Origin of the sequence: Frigoribacterium sp. MCBA15_019, from assembly GCF_001864945.1 — a bacterium.
Taxonomy (GTDB): domain Bacteria; phylum Actinomycetota; class Actinomycetes; order Actinomycetales; family Microbacteriaceae; genus Frigoribacterium.
In genome coordinates, this window is record NZ_MJGS01000003.1 from 65,643 (window position 1) to 89,878 (window position 24,236).

Annotated in this window: 16 protein-coding genes; 11 read left to right on the forward strand and 5 right to left on the reverse strand. The window is 72.6% G+C overall.

Translation table 11 applies throughout. The annotated features are described in order from the left end of the window. The first annotated feature begins 191 nt into the window (after window positions 1–191). Complete coding sequence (locus tag BIV04_RS06950) at window positions 192–1,847, forward strand: molybdopterin-dependent oxidoreductase (protein WP_369825296.1); 1,656 nt, start codon at window positions 192–194, stop codon at window positions 1,845–1,847. Between the two features lie 98 nt (window positions 1,848–1,945). Beyond that, window positions 1,946–2,245, forward strand: coding sequence for a putative quinol monooxygenase (locus BIV04_RS06955; RefSeq protein ID WP_071255413.1), 300 nt, complete (start codon window positions 1,946–1,948; stop codon window positions 2,243–2,245). 65 nt (window positions 2,246–2,310) lie between these two features. On the opposite strand, the gene BIV04_RS06960 is transcribed toward BIV04_RS06955, so the two are convergent. After that, entirely contained in the window at window positions 2,311–5,736 is a 3,426-nt protein-coding gene (locus BIV04_RS06960) for a DEAD/DEAH box helicase (protein ID WP_083396258.1), read from the reverse strand. A gap of 330 nt (window positions 5,737–6,066) precedes the next feature. On the opposite strand from BIV04_RS06960, the gene BIV04_RS06965 reads away from it, so the two are divergent. Then, window positions 6,067–6,909, forward strand: a complete 843-nt coding sequence (locus BIV04_RS06965) for an HAD family phosphatase (protein WP_071255414.1) — start codon at window positions 6,067–6,069, stop codon at window positions 6,907–6,909. Next, window positions 6,906–9,413, forward strand: coding sequence for a glycoside hydrolase family 65 protein (locus tag BIV04_RS06970; protein WP_071255415.1), 2,508 nt, complete (start codon window positions 6,906–6,908; stop codon window positions 9,411–9,413). The genes BIV04_RS06965 and BIV04_RS06970 overlap by 4 nt, the downstream gene beginning before the upstream one ends. A gap of 88 nt (window positions 9,414–9,501) precedes the next feature. Here BIV04_RS06970 and BIV04_RS06975 read toward each other — a convergent pair whose 3' ends face one another. Next, window positions 9,502–11,034: an MFS transporter gene (locus BIV04_RS06975; protein ID WP_071255513.1), complete on the reverse strand. Its 1,533-nt coding sequence runs from the start codon at window positions 11,032–11,034 to the stop codon at window positions 9,502–9,504. 75 nt (window positions 11,035–11,109) lie between these two features. Between BIV04_RS06975 and BIV04_RS06980 the strand changes: the two genes are divergently transcribed. Continuing rightward, the gene (locus BIV04_RS06980; protein ID WP_071255416.1) at window positions 11,110–11,766 is read left to right on the forward strand and encodes a TetR/AcrR family transcriptional regulator; all 657 of its coding nucleotides are present in this window, start codon (window positions 11,110–11,112) and stop codon (window positions 11,764–11,766) included. Window positions 11,767–11,876: 110 nt separating this feature from the next. Next, window positions 11,877–14,411 (forward strand): carboxylate--amine ligase/circularly permuted type 2 ATP-grasp protein, encoded by a 2,535-nt coding sequence (locus tag BIV04_RS06985; RefSeq protein WP_071255418.1) that lies wholly within the window; start codon window positions 11,877–11,879, stop codon window positions 14,409–14,411. Window positions 14,412–14,493: 82 nt separating this feature from the next. Here the strand turns inward: BIV04_RS06985 and BIV04_RS06990 are convergent, their stop codons facing one another. Continuing rightward, the gene (locus BIV04_RS06990; protein WP_071255419.1) at window positions 14,494–14,850 is read right to left on the reverse strand and encodes a hypothetical protein; all 357 of its coding nucleotides are present in this window, start codon (window positions 14,848–14,850) and stop codon (window positions 14,494–14,496) included. 99 nt (window positions 14,851–14,949) lie between these two features. Here BIV04_RS06990 and BIV04_RS06995 point away from each other — a divergent pair, with 99 nt between their 5' ends. Together BIV04_RS06995 and BIV04_RS07000 are read left to right on the forward strand one after the other, a co-directional pair. After that, window positions 14,950–16,224 carry a hypothetical protein gene (locus BIV04_RS06995; protein WP_143048602.1) on the forward strand — a complete coding sequence of 425 codons (1,275 nt, stop codon included), beginning with the start codon at window positions 14,950–14,952 and terminating at the stop codon, window positions 16,222–16,224. 91 nt (window positions 16,225–16,315) lie between these two features. Then, window positions 16,316–17,083, forward strand: coding sequence for a hypothetical protein (locus tag BIV04_RS07000; protein ID WP_071255424.1), 768 nt, complete (start codon window positions 16,316–16,318; stop codon window positions 17,081–17,083). Window positions 17,084–17,124: 41 nt separating this feature from the next. Here BIV04_RS07000 and BIV04_RS07005 read toward each other — a convergent pair whose 3' ends face one another. Together BIV04_RS07005 and BIV04_RS07010 are read right to left on the reverse strand one after the other, a co-directional pair. Next, a complete protein-coding gene (locus BIV04_RS07005; protein WP_255364198.1) occupies window positions 17,125–17,838 on the reverse strand; it encodes a response regulator in 714 nt (237 codons plus the stop codon). Next, window positions 17,835–19,595 carry a sensor histidine kinase gene (locus BIV04_RS07010; RefSeq protein WP_071255517.1) on the reverse strand — a complete coding sequence of 587 codons (1,761 nt, stop codon included), beginning with the start codon at window positions 19,593–19,595 and terminating at the stop codon, window positions 17,835–17,837. The genes BIV04_RS07005 and BIV04_RS07010 overlap by 4 nt, the downstream gene beginning before the upstream one ends. 173 nt (window positions 19,596–19,768) lie before the next feature. On the opposite strand from BIV04_RS07010, the gene BIV04_RS07015 reads away from it, so the two are divergent. The 3 genes from BIV04_RS07015 to BIV04_RS07025 all read left to right on the forward strand — a co-directional run bounded on the left by BIV04_RS07015 (window position 19,769) and on the right by BIV04_RS07025 (window position 24,159). Then, window positions 19,769–21,382: a cation:dicarboxylate symporter family transporter gene (locus tag BIV04_RS07015; RefSeq protein ID WP_083396240.1), complete on the forward strand. Its 1,614-nt coding sequence runs from the start codon at window positions 19,769–19,771 to the stop codon at window positions 21,380–21,382. Window positions 21,383–21,577: 195 nt separating this feature from the next. Beyond that, a complete protein-coding gene (locus tag BIV04_RS07020) occupies window positions 21,578–22,579 on the forward strand; it encodes a zinc-binding dehydrogenase (protein ID WP_083396241.1) in 1,002 nt (333 codons plus the stop codon). Continuing rightward, a complete protein-coding gene (locus BIV04_RS07025; protein WP_071255427.1) occupies window positions 22,576–24,159 on the forward strand; it encodes an NAD(P)/FAD-dependent oxidoreductase in 1,584 nt (527 codons plus the stop codon). Before BIV04_RS07020 ends, BIV04_RS07025 begins: the two co-directional genes overlap by 4 nt. Window positions 24,160–24,236: the final 77 nt, after the last annotated feature.

A 24,236-nucleotide genomic window follows, 5' to 3' on the forward strand; every position in this document is an offset into this window, starting at 1 on the left:
GACCTCCGGGGCGCATCGGTGTGTCTCGGGCGTTCCGGTCATCCTGCTCCGGTCGTCGCGGCGACGGAAGAGGCGGCCGCACATCGTCACGGCCCCGAAACGTGCGAGGGCCTCCGCCCCGCGGCGAGGAGGCGCGGGCCGGCACCCGGGGACGCAGGCGGTTCCCGAGCCACGCGTCGTACCCTGAGCCCATGTCGGTCCGTCTGTCCCCACCCGAGTCGGCGACGCCCGGCCCCGCCCCCACGCCCGGGCCCACCGACCCGATGACCCCCCGCACCGCCGGCCTGTGGGCCGCCCTCGCCGGCATCGCGTCGATGGCCGCGTTCCTCGCCGCCGCCGAGGTCGTCGCCCTCGTCACCGGACCCACCGGCAGCCCGCTCTTCGCCGTCGGCTCCGCCGTCATCGACCTCGCCCCCGCCGGCGTGAAGGACACCATGGTGTCGCTCTTCGGCACCGGCGACAAGGTCGCCCTCTTCGTGCTGATGGGCGTGCTGCTCGTCGTCATCACCGGCGCGGCCGGCTACGGCGAGTACCGCCGCCAGCCGATCGGCAAGATCGCCTTCGTGGCGGGCGGGGCGCTCGCCGTGATCGCGGTCCTGACCCGCGCGGACGCCGGCCAGGTGGACGCCATCCCGAGCCTCGTCGGCACCTTCGCGGCCGTGCTTCTCGTCGACAAGCTCGCCTCGCGCCTCCGCCGGTGGGTCCGTTCGACGTCGCCCGGGTGGGCCGAGCAGACGCAGCCCGTCCCGCCGCTGCGCGGGCCCGGGCTCGAGCGCCGGTCGTTCCTGACCTACACGGTGGTGGCCGGCGTGGCCGCGGTCGTCGTCGGGACGGGGGCACGCGTGGTGAACGCGGGCCGCGCGAACGCGGCGGCGCTGCGGCGTGCCCTGACGCTGCCGCGCGCGAGCGTGACCGAGGCCGCGGTGCCGGCCGGCGCCTCCTTGGACGTCGAGGGCATCACGCCCTACGTCACGCCCAACGCCGACTTCTACCGCATCGACACGGCCCTCCAGGTGCCGTCGATCGACCCGGCCGACTGGAGCCTGCGCATCCACGGCCTGGTCGACCGCGAGGTGTCGATCTCGTTCGACGAGCTGCTCGCCCTGCCGCTCGAGGAGCACATGGCGACCCTCAGCTGCGTCTCGAACGACGTCGGCGGCGACCTCATCGGCAACGCACTCTGGCTCGGCTACCCGATCCGCTCGCTGCTCGAGCGGGCGGGCCCGAACGGCGGCGCCGACATGGTGCTCTCGCGCAGCATCGACGGCTTCTCGGCCGGCACCCCGCTCGACGTGCTGCAGGACGAGGGCACCGACGCGCTGCTCGCGGTCGGCATGAACGGCCAGCCGCTGCCGATCGAGCACGGCTTCCCGGTGCGGATGGTCGTGCCCGGCCTGTTCGGCTACGTCTCGGCGACCAAGTGGGTCGTCGAGATGGAGGTCACGCGCTTCGCGGACGCCGAGGGCTACTGGACGCCGCGCGGCTGGGACGCCCTCGGGCCGGTCAAGCTCGAATCGCGCATCGACGTGCCCCGAGACGGGGGATCGGTGGACGCGGGGACGGTCTCCATCGCGGGCGTGGCCTGGCAGCCGCACACCGGGGTCGAGGCGGTCCAGGTGCGGATCGACGGCGGCTCGTGGCTCGACGCGACGCTGGCCGACTCGGTGTCGGCCGACACCTGGCGCCAGTGGGTCTACCGGTGGGACGCCGGGGCGGCCGGGTCGGGGTCGCACACCATCGACGTGCGGGCGCAGGGCGCGGACGGCACGTGGCAGCCCGAGGCGTACGTGCAGCCGGCTCCGAACGGTGCCGAGGGGTGGCACCGCGTGACCGTCGACGTCGCCTGACCCGGCGGACGAGGAGGCGCGGGTGCCAGGGTGGGAGGTCGCGGCCCGTCCGCCGCGCGGCCCGCTCCCGGGGCCGCCGCCCGATCGAAGGAACCACCATGCCCACCATCGTCCACCTCGAACTCCACGTCGACCCCGCCCGGCTCGACCTCGCGCACGAGATCGCCCGCGAGACCCTCGTCGCCACGCGTGCCTGGCCCGGCTGCGAGGGGCTCGAGGTGCTGATCGACGACGCCGACCCGTCCGTCATGATCGTCGTCGAGACCTGGGCGTCGTCGGCCGACCACGACGCCTACGTCGCCTGGCGGGCCACGCCCGAGGGTGCCAACCGTCTGCCCGAGGTGCTGCTCGCCCCGCCGACCACCCGAACCTTCGCCGAGACGGTGTCGCTGGCCTGAGGCCCGGCCGGGCCGGCCCGGCCCGGCCCGGCCCAGCCCCGCCGGGCCGGCCCGGCCAGCGCGGGTCAGGCCTCGAGCAGGCCGCGGATGTCGTCGGCGGTGAGTGCCGCGCTGAACACGGCGTCGTCGTCCATGACGGCGTCGAAGAGCTGCGACTTCTGCGCCTGCAGGGCCAGCACCTTCTCTTCGATGGTGTCGTTCGCGATCATCCGGTAGACCATGACGTTGTCCGTCTGGCCGATGCGGTGCGTGCGGTCGACGGCCTGGGCCTCGGTCGCCGGGTTCCACCACGGGTCGAGGATGAAGACGTAGTCGGCCTCGGTGAGGTTGAGCCCGAATCCGCCGGCCTTGAGGCTGATCAGGAACGCCGGGGCATCACCCGTCTTGAACCGGTCGATCACCTCGGCGCGACGCCGGGTCGATCCGTCGAGGTACTCGAAGGCGACCCCGCGTCGTTCGAGTCGTGTGGCGACCTTGTGCAGGAAGGTCGTGAACTGGCTGAAGATCAGGGCACGGTGCCCCTCGGCGACGACGTCCTCGAGTTCGTCGAGCAGCTGGTCGAGCTTCGCGGAGGGGATGTCGGCGTAGGCCTCGTCGACGAGCGACGCGTCGAGCGACAGCAGTCGCAGAAGGGTGAGCGACCGGAAGACGATGAACCGGTTGCGGTCGAGGTCGTCCATCAGGCCGAGCAGCTTCTGCCGTTCACGCTGCAGGAAGGCGTCGTAGAGGTCGCGGTGCGCGGGGTCGAGGTCGACGCGCAGCACCTGCTCCTGCTTGGCCGGCAGGTCGGAGGCGACCTGCTCTTTCGTGCGGCGCATCATCAACGGTCGGATGCGCTTGCGCAGCTTCTGCAGCAGGTCGGGTGCCTCACCCGTCGCGATCGGCTTGACGTAGTCGTCGGCGAACCGGACGCTGCTGCCGAGCAGACCGGGCGCCACGACGTGCAGCAGCGACCACAGGTCGGTGAGGCTGTTCTCGAGCGGCGTGCCGGTGATCGCGAGCTTGAACGGCACGTCGAGGTCGACCGCGCAACGGTGCGCCTGCGAGGCGCGGTTTTTGACGAACTGCGCCTCGTCGAGGATCAACCCCGCCCAGCCCTCGGCCTGGTACGCGGCGAAGTCGAGGCGGAACAGTGCGTACGAGGTCACGACGACGTCGGCGCCCTGCGCGAGGTCGTGCACCGACCCCCGCCCGCCCTTCGCCTGGGTGGCGGTCACGGCCCGGACGGTCAGCCCCGGGGTGAAACGTGCGGCCTCGGCCACCCAGTTGGACACCACCGAGGTCGGAGCGACGACGAGGAAGGGTGCGGACGGGTTGCTCGGACCGTCCGACACGGCGGCGTCTGGGGACGCGGCGGCGTCGCCGGCCCGGGCTCGTTCGGTCTCGCGCACGTGTGCGACGAGCGCGAGTGTCTGCAGCGTCTTGCCGAGCCCCATGTCGTCGGCCAGGACGCCACCGAGTCCCTGGTCGTGGAGGAAGGCGAGCCAGGCGAACCCCTCGTGCTGGTACGGGCGCAGGGTCGCGTCCACCGCGGCCGGCACGGGGATCGCCGTGGCGGCCTCGAGGCCGCCGGCGTCGGCGAGGGCCAGGAGCCCACCGACCGCCTGCTGCCACTCGGCGGCGGGGAAGGTCTCGTCGGCGAGTTCGTCGAGTTCGGACCAGAGACTCGCCTGGTAGCGGTTGATGCGCGGGGCGACCTGCCACTCGTCGAGCGCCGACGCCTCGTCGATCAATCTCTTCAGCTCGTCGAAGGCGGGGTGGTCGAGGGAGAGGTAGGAGTGGTCGACGAGCAGCAGCTTCTTCCGCCCCTTCGCGAGGGCGGTGATGAGCGGTGTGAAGGGGACGGTCCGTCCCTCGACGGTCACCAGCACGCCGAGGTCGAACCAGTCGCGCTTGTCGGTCGGCATGGTGGTGATGGTCAGGCGTGGCTCGTCGGTCAGCTCGCGGTAATCGGGCCGTGTGCCGACGAGGTCGACCTGCAAGTCGGTTCGCGCCTCGAGGGCGGGCAGCGTGCCGGTCGCGAACTCGGCTGCGGTCACCCCCTTCAGCACCTGATCGCGGGGGACGACGTCGAGCTCGCCCAGGTCGGGGACGGGGGAGTGCGCCGTCAGCGACCGCAGCGTGCCGTCGATCGTCCACCCCCACGTCAGGCGGATCGCCTGCCCCTTCTCGAAGGTGACCGTGAGCGTCAGTACGGGCGGCACGATCGTCGGGAACTCGATCGAGGCGTCCGAGCTGACGACGTCGACGCGCCGGCGAAGGGTGGGGTAGTAGTCGCGCAGGAACTCGTCGGAGTCGGCGGCGGGCACGACCACCTCGGGCGTGACGGTCAAGAGCCGGCGTTGCTCGTCGTCGAGCGGGGCCGCGGTCGGCGCGAGGGTGAAGGTCAGCGCGGGTTCGTGCGCGACGCACCACACCCCGTGGTCGGCGATCACTCCGGTCGACTCCGCACGACGGGCCACGCCGTCGACGGTGACCCCGGCGGTCAGCAGCATCGAGCCGTCGTCGCCGCGCACCGCGTCGACGGTGACCCGGGCCTCGTCACCAACGAGGACGTCGGTCGAGCGCTTGCCCGTCACGAGCGAGATGCCGAGGCGCTCGGCCTCGGCCAGCAGCGGCCAGAGCAGGGGGCTGCCGAAGTCGTCGACGAACAGCCAGTCGGCGTCGCCCGGCGTGTAGGTGGAGACGGCCGACCGGTGCAGGGCCGCGAACTGGCCGAACCAGGCGTGGTGCTCGGGCTCGATGGCGAGCCGGTTGAGTTGGTACGGCAACGACGACCAGGTGAGGTTGCCCCGCACCCAGTTGCCCGTGCCGCTCAGGGTGACCGGCCGCACGCCGAGTCGCTGCACCGTCGGTCCGCCCTGACGCCTGGCGGAGGGCGCGACCGCGCGCCCTCGGGTCGAGTGGGCCCGGTCGCGCAGTTCGAACAGCAGACCCATGCGCGTCGTCCGGGCCGAGGAGGCGCGGGTCGGCTGCCCGATCGCCCCCACCGTCGACCGCCAGTCGGCCACGCCCGTGCCGGGTCGTGCAGCGCCCAGCGCGGTCACGCCCCCGGTCGTCAAGTCGTCGACGGTGGGTGTCGGAGCACTGCGATCGGCCACGGCCCGGGAGTTGCTCTGCAGCAGCGTCGCCGCGACGTGCTTGCAGTCGCCGCCGATCGGGCAGGTGCACCGGCTGCGGACCGGTCGGCTGTACTCGCCGCGGGTCGCCCGCAGGTCGACGACGACCTGGTACGGCGTCGACTCGGCGCCCTGGACGGTGCCCTCGAGGCGCTCGTCGGCCGGGTGCCATTCCGTGGTGAGCACGGCCGCGTCGCGGACGTACTCTTTGGCCCGGTTGAAGGCACGGGGCCCGACGAGCCGGATGACGTCGACGGCGTCGACCAGCGGCACGGCCGTCGAGTGGACTTCGTCGTCGTCGGCGTCACGAGTCGCGGTGCCGTCGCCGGCGACGAAGCCGCCGTGCACGTCGAACTCGTCGCCCAGGTCCATGTCGCCCATGATGTCAGCCGCCGCCGACACCTCGGGCTCCGTCCACAGGTGCCGGGAACGTCCACACGGGCCCATGGCCCGGCCCGTCGTCCCGTCCCCAGGGCCACGGTGCTCCACACCCCGGTCGGGTGGCTAGGTGTGCGGGCGGAGCGGTGCCACACTTGACCCGTGCGGTTCACGCCGCACCCCCGACGGCGCAGCAGGCGGTCCGCACCATCCCCGCTCACCCCTGTCGTGCCACCCCCGCATCGTTCCCGCCTCACCGGCATCGGGCCGTCGTCGCCCCGGTGTCGCTCACCCTGCCCCCACGCTCGAAGGGATCGGCACCCCGTGTCCTCCGCCACGCCCCGCGACGCCTCGCGACTCGCCCACCTCGACGCCCTGCTGTTCGACCTCGACGGCGTCCTGACGCCGACCGCCGAGGTCCACATGCGCGCGTGGTCTCGCCTCTTCGGCGAGTACTTCGCGGCGCACGACCTCGCGCCCTACACCGAGGCCGACTACTTCGAGCACGTCGACGGCCGCCCGCGGTACGACGGCGTACGTGCCATGCTCGCCGCCCGCGACGTGGTCCTGCCCGAGGGCTCGCCCGACGACGGCCCCGACACCGAGACCGTCTGCGGACTCGGCAACCGCAAGAACGCGGCCTTCGCCGCCGAGCTCGCCGAGAACGGCGTGACGCCGTACCCGGGGTCGGTGGCCTTCCTCGACCGGGCCATCGCCGAGGGAGTCCGCGTCGCCGTGGTCTCCAGCTCGCGCAACGCCGTGCCGGTGCTCGAGGCCGCGGGTCTCCGCGACCGGTTCGACGTGATCGTCGACGGTGTCGTGGCGGCGGCCGAGGGCATCACCGGCAAGCCGGCACCCGACACGTACCTCGAGGGCGCCCGCCGCCTCGGTCTCACCGCCGACGACTGCGTGGTCGTCGAAGACGCGCAGTCCGGTGTCGAAGCCGGTCGTCGTGGTGCCTTCGGCCTCGTCCTCGGGGTCGACCGCGGCACGGGCGCGCAGACCCTGCTCGACTTCGGCGCGGACCTCGTGGTCGACGACCTCGGAACGTTGGTCGAGGCGCTCGACCGAACCCGCGCCTCCTCGGCTCCGAACCCCGACCAGGCGACACCGGGCACCCCCTCGACCAGCACCAGCACCACCGGCACCACGGAGGCACAGTCGTGAACCACATCACGTCCGACCCGCTCGACCGCTCGCGGTTCCCCGTCGACGAATGGGCCTTCGTCGAGGACGAGTACATCCAGGGCGACGAGGGCCTCACCGAGACCGTGTTCGCGGTCGGCAACGGCTATCTCGGCATGCGCGGCAACCCCGACGAGGGTCGCGGCGGCCACTCGTTCGGCACCTTCGTCAACGGGTTCCACGAGACGTGGCCCATCCGGCACGCCGAAGAGGCCTTCGGGTTCGCCCGGGTCGGCCAGACGATCGTCAACGTGCCCGACGCGAAGGTGATCCGCCTCTACGTCGACGACGAGCCCTTCGTGCTGTTCGAGGCCGACATCCTGCGCCACACCCGGCGACTCGACTTCCGCGACGGCGTGCTCGTCCGCGAGATCGACTGGCGCACCCCCTCGGGCAAGCGCGTCCTCGTGACGAGTCGTCGCCTGGTCAGCTTCGAGGACCGCCACCTCGTCGTCATCGAGTACGAGGTCACGATGCTCGACTCGTCGGCGTCGCTGCTCATCTCGAGCCAGATCCTGAACCGCCAAGACCTGGGCGACCAGTACCACGCCGGCATGCGTGCCGCGGCCGAGGCCTTCGACCCGCGCAAGGCCGAGTCGTTCGAGGACCGCGTGCTGCAGCCCGTGCTCAAGCGCGACGGCGGCACGCGGGCCGTCCTCGGTTACCGCACGACGAACTCGGGCATGACGATCGCGGTCGGCGCCGACCACCGCATCGAGACCGACGCCGAGTGGGACCAGTCGTCGCAGATCGACGACGACATCGCCAAGCACGTCTACCGGGTCAAGGCCCAGGCCGGGCAGAAGGTCCGCCTGGTCAAGACGATCAGCTACCACACGAGCCGCGGCGTACCCCCGCGCGAGCTGGCCGACCGCTGCGACCGCACGCTCGACCGGGCCGGCGAGACGCCCACGTCCGAGATCTTCGCCCACCAGCGCTCCTGGCTCGACGACTTCTGGCAGCGCAGCGACGTGCAGGTGGCCGGTCAGCCCGAGATCCAGCAGGCCGTCCGGTGGAACCTCTTCCAGCTCGCCCAGGCCACCGCCCGCACCGACGGTCAGGGCGTCGCCGCCAAGGGCGTGACGGGGTCGGGCTACGGCGGCCACTACTTCTGGGACACCGAGATCTACGTCCTGCCGTTCCTGACGTACACGTCGCCGAACGTCGCCCGCAACGCCCTGCGCTTCCGCCTCGGCATGCTCGACGCCGCCCGCGACCGGGCCGTCGAGTTGAACCAGCGAGGCGCGCTGTTCCCGTGGCGCACCATCAACGGGCTCGAGTCGAGCGCCTACTACGCGGCCGGCACGGCGCAGTACCACATCGACGCCGACATCAGCCATGCGCTCAGCCAGTACGTCCAGGCGACGGGTGACGAGGACTTCCTGCAGAGGGGCGCCGTCGACATCCTCGTCGAGACCGCCCGCCTCTGGGCCGACCTCGGCTTCTGGCGCTCGAACGGCGACCAGCGGTTCCACATCGACGGCGTCACCGGGCCCGACGAGTACACGACCGTCGTCGACGACAACCTCTACACGAACGTCATGGCGCGGGCGAACCTTCGAGCGGCCGTCCGGGCGGTCACCCGCTTGAAGGACGACTCGCCGGTCGCGTTCGACCGCATGGTGGCCCGACTCGGCCTCGAGGAGCACGAGATCACCGGCTGGCAGCTCGCGGCCGAGGCGATGCACATCCCGTACGACGACCACCGGGGCATCCACCCGCAGGACGCCCAGTTCCTCGACAAAGAGCTCTGGGACCTCGAGGCCACCCCGGCGAACAAGCGTCCGCTGCTGTTGCACTACCACCCGCTGGTCATCTACCGCTTCCAGGTGCTGAAGCAGGCCGACGTCGTGCTCGCGCTGTACCTGCAGGGCGACGAGTTCACGCCCGAGCAGAAGCTGCGCAACTTCGAGTACTACGACGCGCTGACGACGGGCGACTCCACCCTGTCCGGCGTCGTGCAGTCGATCATCGCGGCCGAGGTGGGCCACCACCAGCTGTCGCAGCAGTACTTCCTGTCGTCGCTGTACGTCGACCTGGCCGACCTGCACAAGAACACGTCCGACGGCGTGCACGTCGCGTCGACCGGTGGCATCTGGAGCGCTCTCGTCAACGGCTACGGCGGCATGCGGGACTGGCTGGGTTCGATCACCTTCGACCCGCGCCTGCCGGCCGACTGGGACGAGCTCTCGTTCCGCGTCGCCGTCAAGGGCAGCCGCCTTCGGGTGGACCTCGCCCAGCACGAGATCGTCTTCACGATCGAGACGGGTGACACGGTGACGGTGTCCGTCCGCAGTGAAGAGGTCCAGGTGAAACCCGACGCCCCGGTGCGGGTCGCCCTCGACGGTCAGGGTCCGCGCATCACGACGCGCGTCCCCACGACGAGCGACCTGCGCGGCCTGATGCGGGCCGACGGCTCGGTCATCACGGCGTCGATCCCGACGATCAGCGTCGACCGCTACGACGAGGACGAAGCCGCGTCCTGACCGACGCGACGCCCGTCGCGCAAACGACCCGCGCCTCCCCGGCCCCGAGGGCTGAGGAGGCGCGGGTCGTCTGCGCGAGCGGGTCGCGTCAGTGCACGGGGACCGGCGCGTCGACGGCCGGCGAGGCCGAGGCGTCGATGTCGTCCGACTGTTGGACACGGCGACGGAACAGCAGGGCCGCGACCACCGCGCCGACGGCGAAGAACCCGGCTCCCCACCAGTACGCCGTGGCGTAGCCGGTGACGGCGGCCTCGGCCGCGACGGCTCCGGTCGCGGGCAGGTGGTCGGCGACGTAGTTCGCCGCGGCGGTCGCCGCCAGCGTGTTGAGTAGTGCCGTGCCGATCGACCCGCCGACCTGCTGGCTCGTGTTGACCATGGCCGAGGCGACGCCCGCGTGGCCGCGGTCGACGCCGAGCGTGGCGGTCTGGATCGACGCGGGCATGATCGAGCCCATGCCGAAACCGAGCACCATCAGGGCCGGCAGCACGTCGGCGGCGTACACGCTCTCGAGGTCGAGCCGGGTGAGCAGCAGCATGCCGATCACGCCGAGGGTCATGCCGAACGGCACCATGATCTTGGGCCCGAAGCGAGGCACGAAGAGGTTCGTCGACAGCTGGGCCGCGAGCACGAGCATCGCGATCATCGGCAGGAAGGCCAGGCCGGTCTTCGTCGGCGTGTAGCCGAGCGAGGTCTGCAGGTAGTACGTCACGAACAGGAAGATGCCGAACATGCCGGCGCCCGCGATCGTCACGGACGCGTAGGCGGCCCCACGGTTGCGGTCGAGCACGATGGACAGGGGTAGCAGGGGGTGCTCGGCGCGGCGCTGCCACGCGACGAACGAGGTCAGCAGCACGACGGCCGCCGCCAGGAAGCCCCAGGTCAGGGGCGAGTCCCAGCCCTGGGTCTCGGCGTTCGAGAAGCCGTAGACCAGCGAGAAGAGCGCACCCGAGACGAGCAGCGTGCCGGGCACGTCGAGCTTCGGGCGCGGGCCGGTGCGGGTGACGTGCGACACGAAGATCGCGGCCCCGACGATCGCGACGGCCGCGATGACGACGTTGATGTAGAGGTTCCAGCGCCACGACGCGTACTGGGTCAGGAACCCGCCGAGCAGCAGGCCGATGGCTCCGCCGGCACCGGCGATGGCGCCGAAGACGCCGAACGCCCGGGCGCGCTCCTTCGGGATGGTGAAGGTCGTGGTCAGCACGGCCAGGGCGGTCGGGGCGAGCAGCGCGCCGAACGCACCCTGCAGTGCGCGGGCGAAGACGAGCAACCCGAAGGAGCCGGCCGCTCCGCCGAGGGCCGAGGCCAGGGCGAAGCCGATGAGGCCGATGATGAACGTGCGCTTGCGGCCGATCAGGTCGCTGACGCGGCCGCCGACGAGCAGCAGGCTGCCGAAGGCGAGTGAGTAGGCGGTGATGATCCACTGCCGGTCGCCGTCCGAGAAGCCGAGGTCGGTCTGGGCGGCGGGCAGGGCGATGTTCACGACCGTCGAGTCGAGCACGACCATCAGCTGGGCGAGGGCGACGGTGGTGAGGGTCCACCAGCGGCGTGACGACGGCGGGGTGGGGGAGGACGAGGAGGCGCGGATCGCGCCGTCAGGGGAGGTGGAGGCCTGAGACATGAGCGCGAGCATATACGAGTCTCGCCAGTTTCGGATACAGGCAGTTTCGTAAACATCCGATGTAGAGTCACCCCCATGACCGACAGGGAAGGCGCGGCGACGACGCCCGCCGAGAGCGACCCCGCGACCCCCTCGCGACCGGGTCGCAAGCGCGACCACAGTCGCGACCCCGAGATCCTCCGCTGCACCATCGACGTGCTCGCCGAGACCGGCTTCGAGGGCATGACCATCGAGATGGTCGCCGCTCGTGCCAAGGCCGGCAAGGCCACGCTCTACCGCCGCTGGGCGTCCAAGGGCGAGCTCGTCGTCGACGCGGTGGCCTGCCTCAAGCAGGGCGCCGTCGACCTCGACGGCCTGCCCGACACGGGCACGCTGCGCGGTGACCTCGTGGCCATGATCAAGCCGCACAGCATCGACGACGCCGAGAAGAAGATGCGCGTCATGGCGGGCGTCGTCACGATGCTCTCGACGACGCCCGAGCTGGCCGAGGCCGTCGACGCCGCGATCGTCCAGCCCCGCGCCGAGGCCAACCGGCTGCTGCTGCGACGGGCCCTCGAGCGAGGCGAGATCGCGGCCGACACCGACATCGAAGCGCTCGCCCTCGTCACCCCGTCGATGGTGTCGTACCGCGTGCTCGTCCTGCGGAAGCCCGTCGACCGCGACTACCTCGTCGGGCTCATCGACGGTGTGTTGCTGCCCGCCGCGGGGGTGCGCCAGACCGCTCGGGTCTGACTTCGCGGCCGACCGGGCCCGCGCCTCCTCGGTCCTCCCCTCGGGTTCCGTTCATGTGAAATCCTCATGAAGAGGCGGGCAGAACCGGGTCACGCCCGTACTGTGCAGGCATGAGCGCAGAGCTGACGCTGGGGGCAGAAGAAGAGCTGCACCTGATCGACCTCGAGACGAAGCGTCTGTCGGCCCGTGCACCGCACCTCCTGACGCGGCTGCCCGCCGACCGCTACGGGGCGGAGTTGCAGCGCACCACGATCGAGACCAACGTGCCCGTCGTGACCACGCTCGACGACCTGCGGCGCGAGATCCTGACCCTCCGTCGCGACCTGGTCGAGGTGACCACCGTCGAGGGGCTCGCCATCGGCGCCGTGGGCACGGCCCCGCGCAGCGAGTTCGCCGACTTCGAACTGACGACGACCGGACGCTACGGACGCATGCACGAGCAGTACCGCCTGCTCGTCGACGAGCAGCTGATCTGCGGCCTGCAGATCCACGTGGGGGTGGCCGACCGCGACCTCGCCGTGCAGATCGCCGGGCGGATCGCCCCCGTGCTGCCGGCCCTGCTCGCCCTGAGCGCCAGCTCGCCCTACTGGAACGGACAGGACACCGGCTACGCGAGCATCCGCTCGCTCATCTGGCAGCGGTGGCCGAGCGCCGGGGCGACCGGGCCGATGGCCGACGCCGCCGAGTACGACCGGCTGCTCGCCGACCTGATCGGATCGGGCGTCATCGCCGACAGCGGGATGGCCTACTTTGACGTCCGTCCGTCGAGTCACGCGCCCACCCTCGAGCTGCGCACCAGTGACGCCTGCCCGCTGGTCGACGACGCGGTGCTGATCGCCGGCCTCTACCGTGCCGCGGTGCGTCGGGCCGAGATCGACGTCGAGGCCGGTCGCCCCGCCGAGCACCGGGCGGCCCCGCTGCATCGCGCCGCGATGTGGCAGGCGGCGCGCAGCGGGCTCGGCGGCGAGCTGCTCGACCTCGAGCAGCACCCGTCGCGGCTGCCCGCGGCCGAGGCCGTCCGGCAGCTCGTGACACGGCTGCGTCCGCAGCTCGAGGAGTTCGGCGACTGGCAGACCGTGAGCGATCTCGCCGAGGCCACGCTCGCCCGCGGGAACTCAGCCGACCGGCAGCGCGCCGCCTTCGCCGAGCGGGGACGGCTCGACGACGTGGTCGACCTGGTCGTCCGCGAGACGCACGGCCCCGCCGCCGGGCTCGACGCCCCGGCGCCGACCCTCGTCGGGTACCGGTTCCGCGCCGGCGACGAGGCGATCGGTCCGGGGCTGCATCCACGCCCGGCCTACCGTGACGTCGCCGGGTTCTTCCAGGAGCTCGGTGCGACCGAGGCGCACGCCCGATCCGTCGCGCGCGACGCCTGGTGCGAGCGGGCCGGTCTCGGATTCGGCGTGGGCGGCGACCACCGCGCGTTCCATTGCGACCTCGTGCCCCGGATCGTCACGCGGCACGAGTGGAGCCGGCTCGAGGCCGGTCTGACGCAGCGGGCCCGGGCGATCGAGGCGTTCCTCCGCGACGCCTACGGTGAGCGTCGGGTCGTGGCGGACGGCGTGCTGTCGCACGAGCAGGTCGTCGGGGCGGCGGGCTGGCGGGACGAGGCCGCCCGGCTGCCCGCGGACGCCGTGCGGGCCGCGGTGCAGGGATTCGACCTGGTGCGCGACGAGCTGGGTGGTTGGCGGGTACTCGAGGACAACGTCCGGGCGCCGAGCGGGGCCGCGTTCTCGATCGCGGTGCGACGCCTGCTCGACGAGGTGGTGCCGGACGCTCCGCGGCCGGCGGGACTGCTCGACCCGACGAGCGTGTTCGCGGTGCTGCGGGCGACGCTGCTGGCGCACGCCGCGCCTCCTCGGGGTGGCGGCGATCCGGTCGGCGCGGTCCTCAGCGAGGGCCCCACGAGCCCGGCCTGGTACGAGCACCGCACCCTCGCCGAGGGCGCGGGGCTGCTGCTGCTGCAGGCCGACGACGTCGAGGTGCAGGAGGCGCGGGTCGTCGACCGCAGGGCCGGCACCGTCGTCGACGCGCTCTACCTGCGTCTCGACCGCGAGCTCGTCGACGTGCACGCCCCGCACGACCCGTTGCTCGGCGAGCACCTGATGGACGTGGCGGCGGCGGGCGGTGTCGTGCTGGCCAACGCCCCCGGCAACGGGCTCGCCGACGACAAGGCGATGTACTGCGCCGTGCCCGACCTCATCTGGTACTACCTGGGGGAGCGTCCGCTGCTCGAGTCGGTCCCGACCTACCGGACCGGCGACCCGGCCGAGCGGATCGCGGTGCTCGACCGGGTGGGCGAGCTCGTCACGAAGCCGGTCGACGGCGAGGGCGGTCGGGGCGTCCTCATCGGGCCCTCGGCGAGCGCGGCGGTCGTGGCCGAGCGTCGGGCCGACATCGCCCGTGATCCGTCCGGCTGGGTCGCCCAGGAGGTCGTGAGGCTGTCGTCGCACCCGACCCTGACCTCGACGGGGCTGCAGCCTCGGCACGTCGACCTGCGCTGCTTCGTCTACCTCACCGGCACCGGGGTGGGCGAGAGCGTGCTGGCCGACCTGGGGCTCACCCGGGTGGCGCCCGAGGGCAGCATGATCGTCAACTCGTCACAGGGCGGGGGCGCGAAGGATACCTGGATCGTCGGCGGCTGAGTCGCCGGGAAGAGGTCGGAAGACGTCGGAAGACGTCAAAAGGCGTCGGGAGGCGCGGTGTCGGCCCGTGCCCCGGCACCGGTCAGAAGGGCCCGGCGGCCTTCGCGATCGCCTCGAACAGGGCGGTGGTGTCGTCGTCGCGGCGCTTGACCGACGTGCCGATCGTGCCGCCGGGGGAGTGGACCTCGGCCGAGACCCGGGTGCCCTTCTCGGACGCGGTGAAGTCGAGGCGGACGGTGTCCGCGCCACCCGCCGAGGCCGACCGGCGCAGCAGCGTGGCCCCCGTCTCGTCGGAGTCGCCCAGCGAGAACGTCGGACTCGCCTGCAGGGCCCGACGCACGAGACCGGGCAGCATCGCCACCGGCAGCTTGAGGTCGAGCGTCGCCCGGGTCACCTCGGGGTCGCCTCGGACGATCTGGGGTCCACGCGTGTCGGCCATGGTCGGAGCGTAATGCCGACGGGCGGCTCCGTCGATCACCCTGGGCGGTGGGCCATGAGGATCTCTCGGTCGACTTCGCCGTTCCCCTACGCTGGGCCCATGAGTGAACAGACCCCTCTGCCTGACTCGGGCCGAGTCCCCCTGCCCCCGCCGCCGTCAGACGACGAGATGCGGGCGACGAGTGAACGGATCGACGAGCTGACCCGGGTGTCCGAACTGCGGGGCATCGACGACACCGACGCCCAGGCCGACCTCTGGGACGCGCTCTTCGCCCTCGACCGCTGGTGGTTCATCGCGCGTGGTGAACTGCCGGACGTGCAGCCCCTGGTGGTCGACGTCGACGGACGTCTGATGGTCCTGGCCTTCACCTCGCCCGAGCGGGCGCGACGGCACGGCCTCGCGCGAGGACTGTCGGAGGAGGAGGCGGGCCGGCTCCTCGCGCTGCCGTCGAGCGGCTTCGTCGACGATGCCGTCGCGCGTGAGCGCACCGGCGTGTTCGGCGTGCTCTTCGACGTCGAGGGGAAGGGGCCCTACGCACCCCTGGGCGCACTCGACGCCATGCGCAGGTTCGGCGTCGATCGGCAGGCGCGGCGCTCGGCGGACACCTCGGCATCGCCGCCGCCGGCGGCAGCCACGCCAACGGCGACGGCATCGCCGGCAGCGCCGCCCGCCGCGATCCCGATCCCGGCCCCGTCGCCGGTCGGCCCGGACCGCTTCGCGCCGCCGACGGACGCACCGGTGCTCGTGGTCGCCCACGACGGTCGGCGGCTCCGGCGTCAGCTCGTCGGTTCCGGGATCGGCGTCCTCCTCGCCCTCGCCCTGTTGGCCGCCCTCGTGACGTGGGCGATCACCAGCACGGCGCTGCTCTGGATCGTGGTCGCCCTCTGGCTCCTGCCGACGCTGCTGCCGATCGCGACGTTCTCCGAGTACGTCGGGGCCGCGCGTCGGCGGGGACGGCCGTCCCTGTCGGTCCACGCGTCCGCCGTCGTCATCGACGGCAGCGTCGTCGTGCCGTGGGACTCGGTCACCCGGGTGAGCTGGGTCGACGGGCCGGCCGGCAACCTCGCCGGTGCGGCCGGTCGGCCGATGAAACGTCTCTCGATCATCGCCCGCCTGTTCGCGATCGGTGACGGGAAGCGGCTCGTCAACTTCCACCTGCGCGACCACGACGAGGTGCGCCGTCACGCCGGCAGCGAGGGGACGACCCGCCTGGTCGATCCGACCCGCGCGACGCCGTCGCTGCCGGCGGACGCCGCGCACGCCTACGTCGTCCTCACCGACGCCCTCGGGTCGACCGACTTCGCCGCCATGACCGTGGTGCTGCACCGCCTGGTCGAGGCCCGTGGGCTCGGCTGGTCCCACGCAGCCGAGTAGGCCGCAGACCCTCGGGGAGTGCGGGTGGCGTCGCGTCGGGCACCGCCTGCGCTCCCGGACCACACCCGGCCGGCCGCCCTACGCTGGGGCGATGCCGAGCTCCGACCCGTCCGACCCCCGCCGCCCGTCGAGCCCTCGCGGCTCGTCCGGCACCGCCACGCTCACCTGGGGCGTCGTGCTGCTCGCGATCGCCGTGGTCGGGTCGCCGATCGGTGCGTCGGTGCTGCTCGTCGGACTCGTGGCGCCCGGCCGGCAGTCGTCCGTGGACGTCGTGGTCGCCCTGGCCGTGGTCGCCGTCCTCGTCGCCGGCGGCGTCGTGCTCGTGCGGATCGGGGTGGGTCAGCGCCGTCGAGCCCGACTCGCGAAAGTCGTCGACCGGGCCGCCCCGCCGGCGGGACCGATGCCGTCGACACGCCCCGCGCCTCCTCGGGTCGCTCCCGGCAGCTCGGCACCGGTCGTCGTGCCGCCTCCTGCGGTCGACGCGACGCCGGTGCGGACGACGGCGGTCGTGGTCGACGACCCGGTCGCCCTCTGGCGCTCGGCGTTCCGACTCGAGGCCTGGTGGTTCGTCGACCGCGGCACGGTCGGGGCCTCGAAGCCCTTCGCCGTCGTCGACGAGGGCACCCCGACCCTGCTCGCCTTCAGCTCGCCCGAACGCGCACGGGACGCCGCCCTCGCCCGCGGCCTCGACGTGTCGGCCGCCGACCGGCTGGTCTGGCGTGCGCCCGCCGACTTCGTGGCGGACGTCGGCACCTACACGCGTGCCGGGCTGAGGCGGCTCGCGCTCGACCCCGACCAGCACGGGGCCTCCGGCACCCTCGCGGCACTGCCCGAGATCGCGCGGCTCGTCCGGCGCTGAGCTCGGGGCGCCCGCCGAGCACCACCGGGCATCCGGTCCGCTCAGTTCCAGCGGTAGCCGTGCTCGGGTCGGCCGGGGCTGCCGTAACGGGGTTCGCGGGTCGCCGCCCCCGTGTCGGCGAGGTGCTCGAGGTACCGGCGTGCGGTCACCCGCGACACCCCGGCGACGTCGGCCACCTCTCCCGCCGACGGTGACCCGCCTCGACGCAGCACCGCCACGACCTGCTCGAGCGTGGCCGGCGCCAGGCCCTTGGCGAGCGTCGGCGCGGGCGCCCGTCGCAGGGTGGCGAAGCCCGAGTCGACGTCCGACTGGGTCACCTGCCCCTGCCCGGCGGCGAGCGACTCTCGGAACGACCGGTAGGCCCCGAGCCGGTCGGCGAAGGTCGCGAAGGTGAACGGCTTGATCAGGTACTGGACGATGCCGAGCGACACCGCCGTCCGCACGACGGCGGCGTCGCGCACGGCCGTGATCGCGATGACGTCCACGGTCGAGCCCGCCGCGCGCAGGGCCCGGCAGAGCTGCAGGCCGTGCGTGTCGGGCAGGTTCATGTCGAGCAGCACGAGGTCGAGGCCTGCTCCGTCGGGCCCGCCGGCCGCGCGGACGGCGTCGAGGGTCTCGCGTCCGTCGCGGGCGCGGCCGACCACCTCGAAACCGTCCAGCCGCTCGAGGTAGGCGACGTGCGCCTCCGCGGTCAGGGGCTCGTCCTCGACGACGAGCACGCGCACCCGGTCGCCGGACGAGGAGGCGCGGGTCACGACCGCACCCCGCCCCGACGTCGGGCGGTGGCGTCGGCGTCGTCCGGCCGTCGGTCGGGCAGCAGCACCGAGAAGGTGGTCCCGTCGGGTCCCGTGGCGACGTCGAGCCGACCCCCGACCCGACCCACGGCCTGACGCACCAGCGCGAGGCCGATGCCGCGCCCGCCCGGCGCCGCCGGCTTCGTGCTGAACCCGCGGCGGAAGGCGAGCTCGACGTCGCCCAGCCCTGGACCGTCGTCCTCGACGTCGACCTGGACGCCGCCCTCGATCCGGGCGACGGTCACCTCGACCCGCGGCGGCCGGGCCGGGCGGCCGGCGGGGTCGAGAACGTCGGCGTCGAGCGTCGGCGCCACCGCGTCGAAGGCGTTGTCCACCAGGTTGCCCAGGATCGTGACGAGGTCCCCGGGCTCGACGTCGATCGTCCCGAGATCGGGCTCGACGTCGACGCGCAGCTCGATCGACCGTTCGCGGGCCTGCGCCGCCTTGCCGAGCAGCAGGGCGGCGAGCGTCGGCTCGTCGATCGAGGCCACGACCCGGTCGGCGAGCCGCTGGCCGAGGTCGAGCTCGTCGGCCGCGAACCGGAGGGCCTCGTCACCGCGCCCGAGCTCGATCAACGAGACGATGGTGTGCAACCGGTTCGAGAACTCGTGGGTCTGCGACCGCAGCGCGTCCGAGAGGGTGCGCATGGTCTCGACCTCGCCCGTGAGGTGGGTGAGCTCGGTGTGGTCGCGCAGGGTCGTCACCGTCCCGAGCGTGCGGCGGGAGCGCGGGCGGGCCGCGCCGGTCACCGACGCCGCGCCTCCTGCCTGTACCGCGCCTGCCCGACCGGTCGCGGGCGTCGGGCGGGGCGGGCCGTCGGTGGGCTCGGTGAGCTCCTGGTTGACCACGAGCACGCGGTCGTCGGTCACGTGCACCTCGTCGGAGGCGCGGCGTCCGGAGGCGAGCAGCTCGCGCAGCGAGGCGGGCAGTCGCAGCTCGGACAGCGGCACGGGCGCCGCGATGCCTCCCGGGGGCAGGTCGAGCAGTTCGGCCGCCTGGTCGTTGTAGAGCGTCAGCCGGCCACGGTCGTCGACGAGCACGAGCCCCTCACGCACCGAGTGCAGCACCCCTTCGTAGTAGGAGAACATCCGCGCGAGTTCTTCGGGGCCGCGACCCCAGGTCACCCGCCGCAGGTAGCGGCTGAGCAGCCACGAGACGACGCCACCGAGCAGCACGGTCGCCCCGGCGGCGGCGAACACGAGCGGCAGCCGCTCGCCGACCGACTGCGTGATGGTGTCGACCGTGACCCCGGCCGAGACGAGGGCGACGACCTCGCCGTCGCTCTCGATCGGCACCACCGCGCGCACCGACGGGCCGAGGGTGCCGGCGTACGTCTCGGTGAACGAGTCCCCGCGCAGGGCCGGCGCGATCGTGCCGACGAACGGTCGGCCGATCTCGTCGGGGTCGGGGTGCGTCAGACGGGTGCGATCGGGTCGCATGATCGTGACGAAGTCGGTCGACGTGTCGCTCATCAGGGCCACGGCGTAGGGCTGCAGGCGGGCGCTCGGGTCGGACGTCCCGAGGGCGTCGACGACGTACGGGTTGTCGGCGATCGAGGTGGCGAGGGCCAGGCAGGCCCGAGCGGCCGAGCGGTCGGCGTCGTCGCGTGCCGAACGGACCGTCCACGCCGTCGCGAGCACGGTCACGGCGACGACGAAGACCACGAGCAGGGCGAAGAGCCGGGTGGCGATGCTCCACCGGGTGGGATCGACGGTCATCTCGGGCGGGCTCCTCGCTGCGCTGCGGCCGGGCACCATCATGACGCACGACCAGCGCGACCAGTATGACCACAACGTCGACGCTCACCCGGCGAGCGACCAGAGTCGCGGCAACGAACCCCGCACGACCGTCGACGACGACGCCGCCGGTCACGAGCTCGAGGAAGACCCCCATGGCAAAGACGCACAAGGGCCCGCAGACCCCCACCCCCGGCGGTACGACGACGGCGGGCGGCGTCCGCGCCCGACGTCGGATCGACCGCTCGCACTGGCTCTACATCGCGGTGATCGTGGCCGTTGCGGCCGGCATCGTCGTCGGCCTCACGGCCCCCGAGGTCGCGGTGCAGCTCAAGCCGATCGGCACCGCCTTCGTGTCGCTGATCTCGATGATGATCGCGCCGGTGATCTTCTGCACCATCGTGCTCGGCGTCGGCTCGATCGCCAAGGCGGCGACCGTTGGCAAGGTCGGCGGGCTCGCGCTCGGCTACTTCATCGCGATGTCGACCTTCGCCCTGGCGATCGGCCTCGTGGTCGGCAACCTGATCCACCCGGGCGAGGGCCTGATGATCGGCTCGACCGGATACGAGGCGCCCGCCACCGAGGAGGCCGGCGGCACGGCAGGGTTCCTGCTCGGCATCATCCCCGAGACGCTCGTGTCGTCGCTCACCAGCGGCTCCATCCTGCAGACGCTGTTCGTGGCGTTGCTCGTCGGCTTCGCCTTGCAGCGCATGGGCGATCGCGGCACGACGATCCTCGAGGGCGTCCGCAACCTGCAGGTGCTGGTGTTCCGCATCCTCGCGATGATCATGTGGGTCGCCCCGATCGGTGCCTTCGGCGCCATCGCCGCGGTCGTCGGCGAGACGGGGGTCGCCGCCATCGTGGCGCTCGGCACCCTGATGGTCGCGTTCTACATCACCTGCATCCTGTTCGTCGCCGTCGTGCTCGGGACGATCCTCAAGCTCGCCACGGGCGTCAACATCTTCCGGGTAATGAAGTACCTCGGACGCGAGTACCTGCTGATCGTCTCGACGTCGTCGAGCGAGGTCGCTCTGCCCCGCCTCATCGCCAAAATGGAGCACCTCGGCGTCTCGAAGCCGGTCGTCGGCATCACCGTGCCCACCGGCTACTCGTTCAACCTCGACGGCACCGCGATCTACCTGACCATGGCGTCGCTGTTCATCGCCAACGCCATGGGCACGCCGCTCAACGTCGGCGAACAGGTCTCGCTGCTGCTCTTCATGATGATCGCGTCGAAGGGTGCCGCTGGCGTCACCGGCGCCGGCATCGCCACCTTGGCCGGCGGCCTGCAGGCACACCGCCCCGACCTGGTCGACGGCGTCGGTGTGATCGTCGGCATCGACCGGTTCATGTCCGAGGCGCGCGCCCTGACCAACTTCACCGGCAACGCCGTCGCGACGATCCTCGTCGGCACCTGGACCAAGCAGATCGACAAGGACCGTGTCGAGACCGTGCTGTCGGGTCGCGCGCCCTTCGACGAGGCGACCATGAACGCGGACGGGCACGGCGCCTCCTCGGCCTCGGACTCGGACTCGGCCTCGGACTCGGCCGACCCGGCCGACCCGGCCGACCCGGCCGACCGGGCCGGCGCGCGCCTGCTCGACGGCCGCACGGGTGGGCTGGGCTCGCTCGAGGGCACCTCGCCCGACCGCATCTCGACCGGTTCGCTGCACGCCATGGTCGGCACCGACGGTCGCCGGGCCGACGAGCACCTCGCCGACGCCCCCGCGGGTGACGCGCGCCCCGACGACGAGCCCCGCCGGCGGTAGTCCGCCGGCCCGAGACCCCAGGAAGTCACCGAGACCCCCGTGAGCGCGCGGGGGTCTCGGTGACTTCCTGGGGTCTCGCCGCGCCCGGGCGATGCAACGTGCAACATCCGTGTCGGAGGCGTACCGTCGCACCCGATGTGCGGTCACGCCCCGCGGTCAGAGCCGACCGACCGGGCCCCGCAGGACGGAGCCACCATGCTCGCCGGACGCCTCGACGTCACCACCCGCCACTTCTCGGTCACCGAGGTCCCCACCCCCGACGCCGGCCCGGGGCAGGTGCGCATCGCCGTCGCCGCCGCCGGCGTGTGCCTCAGCGACGTGCACCTGATCCAGGGTTCGCTCACGCCGTTGAACCTGCCCGGCGACACCGTCACCCTCGGCCACGAGGTCGCGGGCACCGTCGACCAGGTGGGCGAGGGTGTCACGCACGTCGCCGTCGGCGACCGCGTGCTGCTGCAGGCCGGAGAAGAGCGCGACGGGCAGGTCTTCACCCGCGGCGTCGACTACGACGGCGGCTGGGCCGAGTTCGCCGTGGCCCGCGCCGACACGGTCGTGCCGATCCCCGACTCCCTGCCGTTCGAGCAGGCCTGCTTCATTCCCGACGCCGTGTCGACGCCGTGGGCGGCGCTCACCACGACGGCCGACACGCGGCCCGGCACGGCGGTCGGCGTCTGGGGCATCGGCGGCCTCGGCGCCCACGCCGTGCAGCTGCTCGCCCTGCTCGGGGCCGCGCCGATCATCGCCGTCGACCCCCTGCCGGGTGCCCGGGACCGGGCCCTCGACTTCGGCGCCGACCTCGCGCTCGACCCCGCCGATCCGGACTTCGCCACGGCGCTCGGCCGCGCGACCGGTGGCCGCGGCCTCGCCCGGGCCTTCGACTTCGCCGGCGTGCCCGCCGTGCGCGAGCAGGCCATCGCCTGCCTCGGCTACCGCGGACGCCTGACCCTGGTCGGCCTCTCGGACAAGCCGATCACGATCACCGACGGCACGAAGTTCAGCTTCCTGCAGCAGCAGGTCCTCGGCCACTACGGCTCCGAGCCCGCCGACGTCACCACGCTCGTCGCCCTGGCGGCCCGCGGGAGACTCGACTTCTCGAAGTCGGTCAGCGCGACCGTGCCGCTGGCCGAGGCCGAGCGGGCGGTCCAGATGCTCGAGCGCAAGGAAGGCGACCCGATCCGGATCGTGCTGGTCCCGTGAGCGACGCGACCCGCGCCTCCTCGGCTCCGAACGACGGCGACGATTACCCCGCCGAGCACGTCGACCTGCTCGTCGTCGGGGCCGGTCTCTCGGGAGTCGGGGTGGCGGCGCAATTGCACCGGGACTTCCCCGGCCGCAGTCTGGCCGTCGTCGAGGCGCGCGACGCGGTCGGGGGCACCTGGGACTTGTTCCGGTACCCGGGCGTGCGTTCGGACAGCGACATGTTCACCCTCGGCTACGGGTTCCGCCCCTGGCGGGACGCTCGCGCGATCGCCCCGGGCGCCGCGATCCGGGACTACGTCCGCGACACGGCCGACGAGACGGGCATCGCCGAGCTGATCCGGTTCGGGCACCGGGTCGTCGCCGCCGACTGGTCGTCGGCCGACGCCCGATGGACCGTCACGATCGAGGTCGGGAGCACGGCCGGGCCGGGCGGGTCGCCCGCCGCCGCCGCGTCGAGCGAAGGAGGCGCGGGTGCCGCCCCGGCGTCCCGTCGCGTCACGATCACGTGCTCGTTCTTGTTCGTGTGCTCCGGCTACTACCGCTACGACGAGGGCTGGTCGCCCGCGTTCCCGGGGCAGGAGTCGTTCGCCGGTCGCGTCGTGCACCCCCAGCACTGGCCCGAGGGCCTCGACGTCGCCGGGAAGCGCGTCGTCGTCATCGGATCGGGAGCGACGGCGGTGACGCTGGTGCCCGCCCTCGCCGAGAGTGCCGAGCAGGTGACGATGCTGCAGCGGTCGCCGACCTACGTGCTCTCGCTTCCCTCGCGTCGGAAGGAGCCCCGGGCCTGGCGTCGGCTGCTGCCGCAGGGCGTCGACGACCGGCTGATCCGGTGGCGCAGCATCGGCATGGCTCTGCTCAGCTTCCAGACGAGCCGACGGTCGCCCGAGAAGATGAAGGCGTTCCTCCGGGCCCAGGTGGCCCGGCGCCTGCCGGACGACTTCGACGTCGACCGGCACTTCCAGCCGAGCTACGACCCGTGGGACCAGCGCCTCTGCATCACCCCGGACGGGGCCCTGTTCCGGGCGCTGCGCTCGGGGTCGGCATCGATCGTGACCGACGACATCGACACGTTCACGCCCGGCGGTGTCCGGGTCGCGGGTCGCGACGGCCAGCAGGCTCACGAGGTGCCCGCGGACGTCGTCGTCACGGCCACCGGGCTCAACCTGCTGTTGTTCGGCGGCATGCGGTTGTCCGTCGACGGGGTCGAGGTCGATCCGGCGACGCGGCTGACCTACAAGGGATTCATGCTCTCGGGGGTGCCGAACCTGGCGTTCGCGATCGGCTACACGAACGCGTCGTGGACGTTGAAGATCGACCTCGTCGTGCACTACGTCGCCCGTCTGCTCCGTCACGCCGATCGCCACGGGTTCCGATCCGTCGTGCCGATCGCGCCGGAGCGGCCGGGGCCGACGAGCCCGCTGATCGACCTGACGAGCGGGTACGTGTCACGAGGGGTGCACCTGATGCCCCGGCAAGGGTCGCGGTCCCCCTGGCGGATGCACCAGAACTACCCGCGCGACGTCTGGCTCATGCGACTCAGCACCCTGACCCGCGACGGCATGCAGTTCGGCCGGTGATGCTCGTCGACAGCTGAGGGGCCACTGTTTCGACTCCGTCGTCGTGCCCGTCGTCGCCTCCTGCCCGGGGGCCTCGG

What these genes read in the sequence shown, in the direction of transcription:
- BIV04_RS06950 (WP_369825296.1), top strand. Translation starts at nt 192, where the DNA reads ATGTCGGTCCGTCTGTCCCCACCCGAGTCGGCGACGCCCGGCCCCGCC.
- BIV04_RS06960 (WP_083396258.1), bottom strand. Translation starts at nt 5,736, where the DNA reads ATGGACCTGGGCGACGAGTTCGACGTGCACGGCGGCTTCGTCGCCGGC.
- BIV04_RS06975 (WP_071255513.1), bottom strand. Translation starts at nt 11,034, where the DNA reads ATGTCTCAGGCCTCCACCTCCCCTGACGGCGCGATCCGCGCCTCCTCG.
- BIV04_RS07010 (WP_071255517.1), bottom strand. Translation starts at nt 19,595, where the DNA reads ATGACCGTCGATCCCACCCGGTGGAGCATCGCCACCCGGCTCTTCGCC.
- BIV04_RS06980 (WP_071255416.1), top strand. Translation starts at nt 11,110, where the DNA reads ATGACCGACAGGGAAGGCGCGGCGACGACGCCCGCCGAGAGCGACCCC.
- BIV04_RS06955 (WP_071255413.1), top strand. Translation starts at nt 1,946, where the DNA reads ATGCCCACCATCGTCCACCTCGAACTCCACGTCGACCCCGCCCGGCTC.
- BIV04_RS06990 (WP_071255419.1), bottom strand. Translation starts at nt 14,850, where the DNA reads ATGGCCGACACGCGTGGACCCCAGATCGTCCGAGGCGACCCCGAGGTG.
- BIV04_RS07015 (WP_083396240.1), top strand. Translation starts at nt 19,769, where the DNA reads ATGGCAAAGACGCACAAGGGCCCGCAGACCCCCACCCCCGGCGGTACG.
- BIV04_RS07000 (WP_071255424.1), top strand. Translation starts at nt 16,316, where the DNA reads ATGCCGAGCTCCGACCCGTCCGACCCCCGCCGCCCGTCGAGCCCTCGC.
- BIV04_RS06995 (WP_143048602.1), top strand. Translation starts at nt 14,950, where the DNA reads ATGAGTGAACAGACCCCTCTGCCTGACTCGGGCCGAGTCCCCCTGCCC.
- BIV04_RS06985 (WP_071255418.1), top strand. Translation starts at nt 11,877, where the DNA reads ATGAGCGCAGAGCTGACGCTGGGGGCAGAAGAAGAGCTGCACCTGATC.
- BIV04_RS07020 (WP_083396241.1), top strand. Translation starts at nt 21,578, where the DNA reads ATGCTCGCCGGACGCCTCGACGTCACCACCCGCCACTTCTCGGTCACC.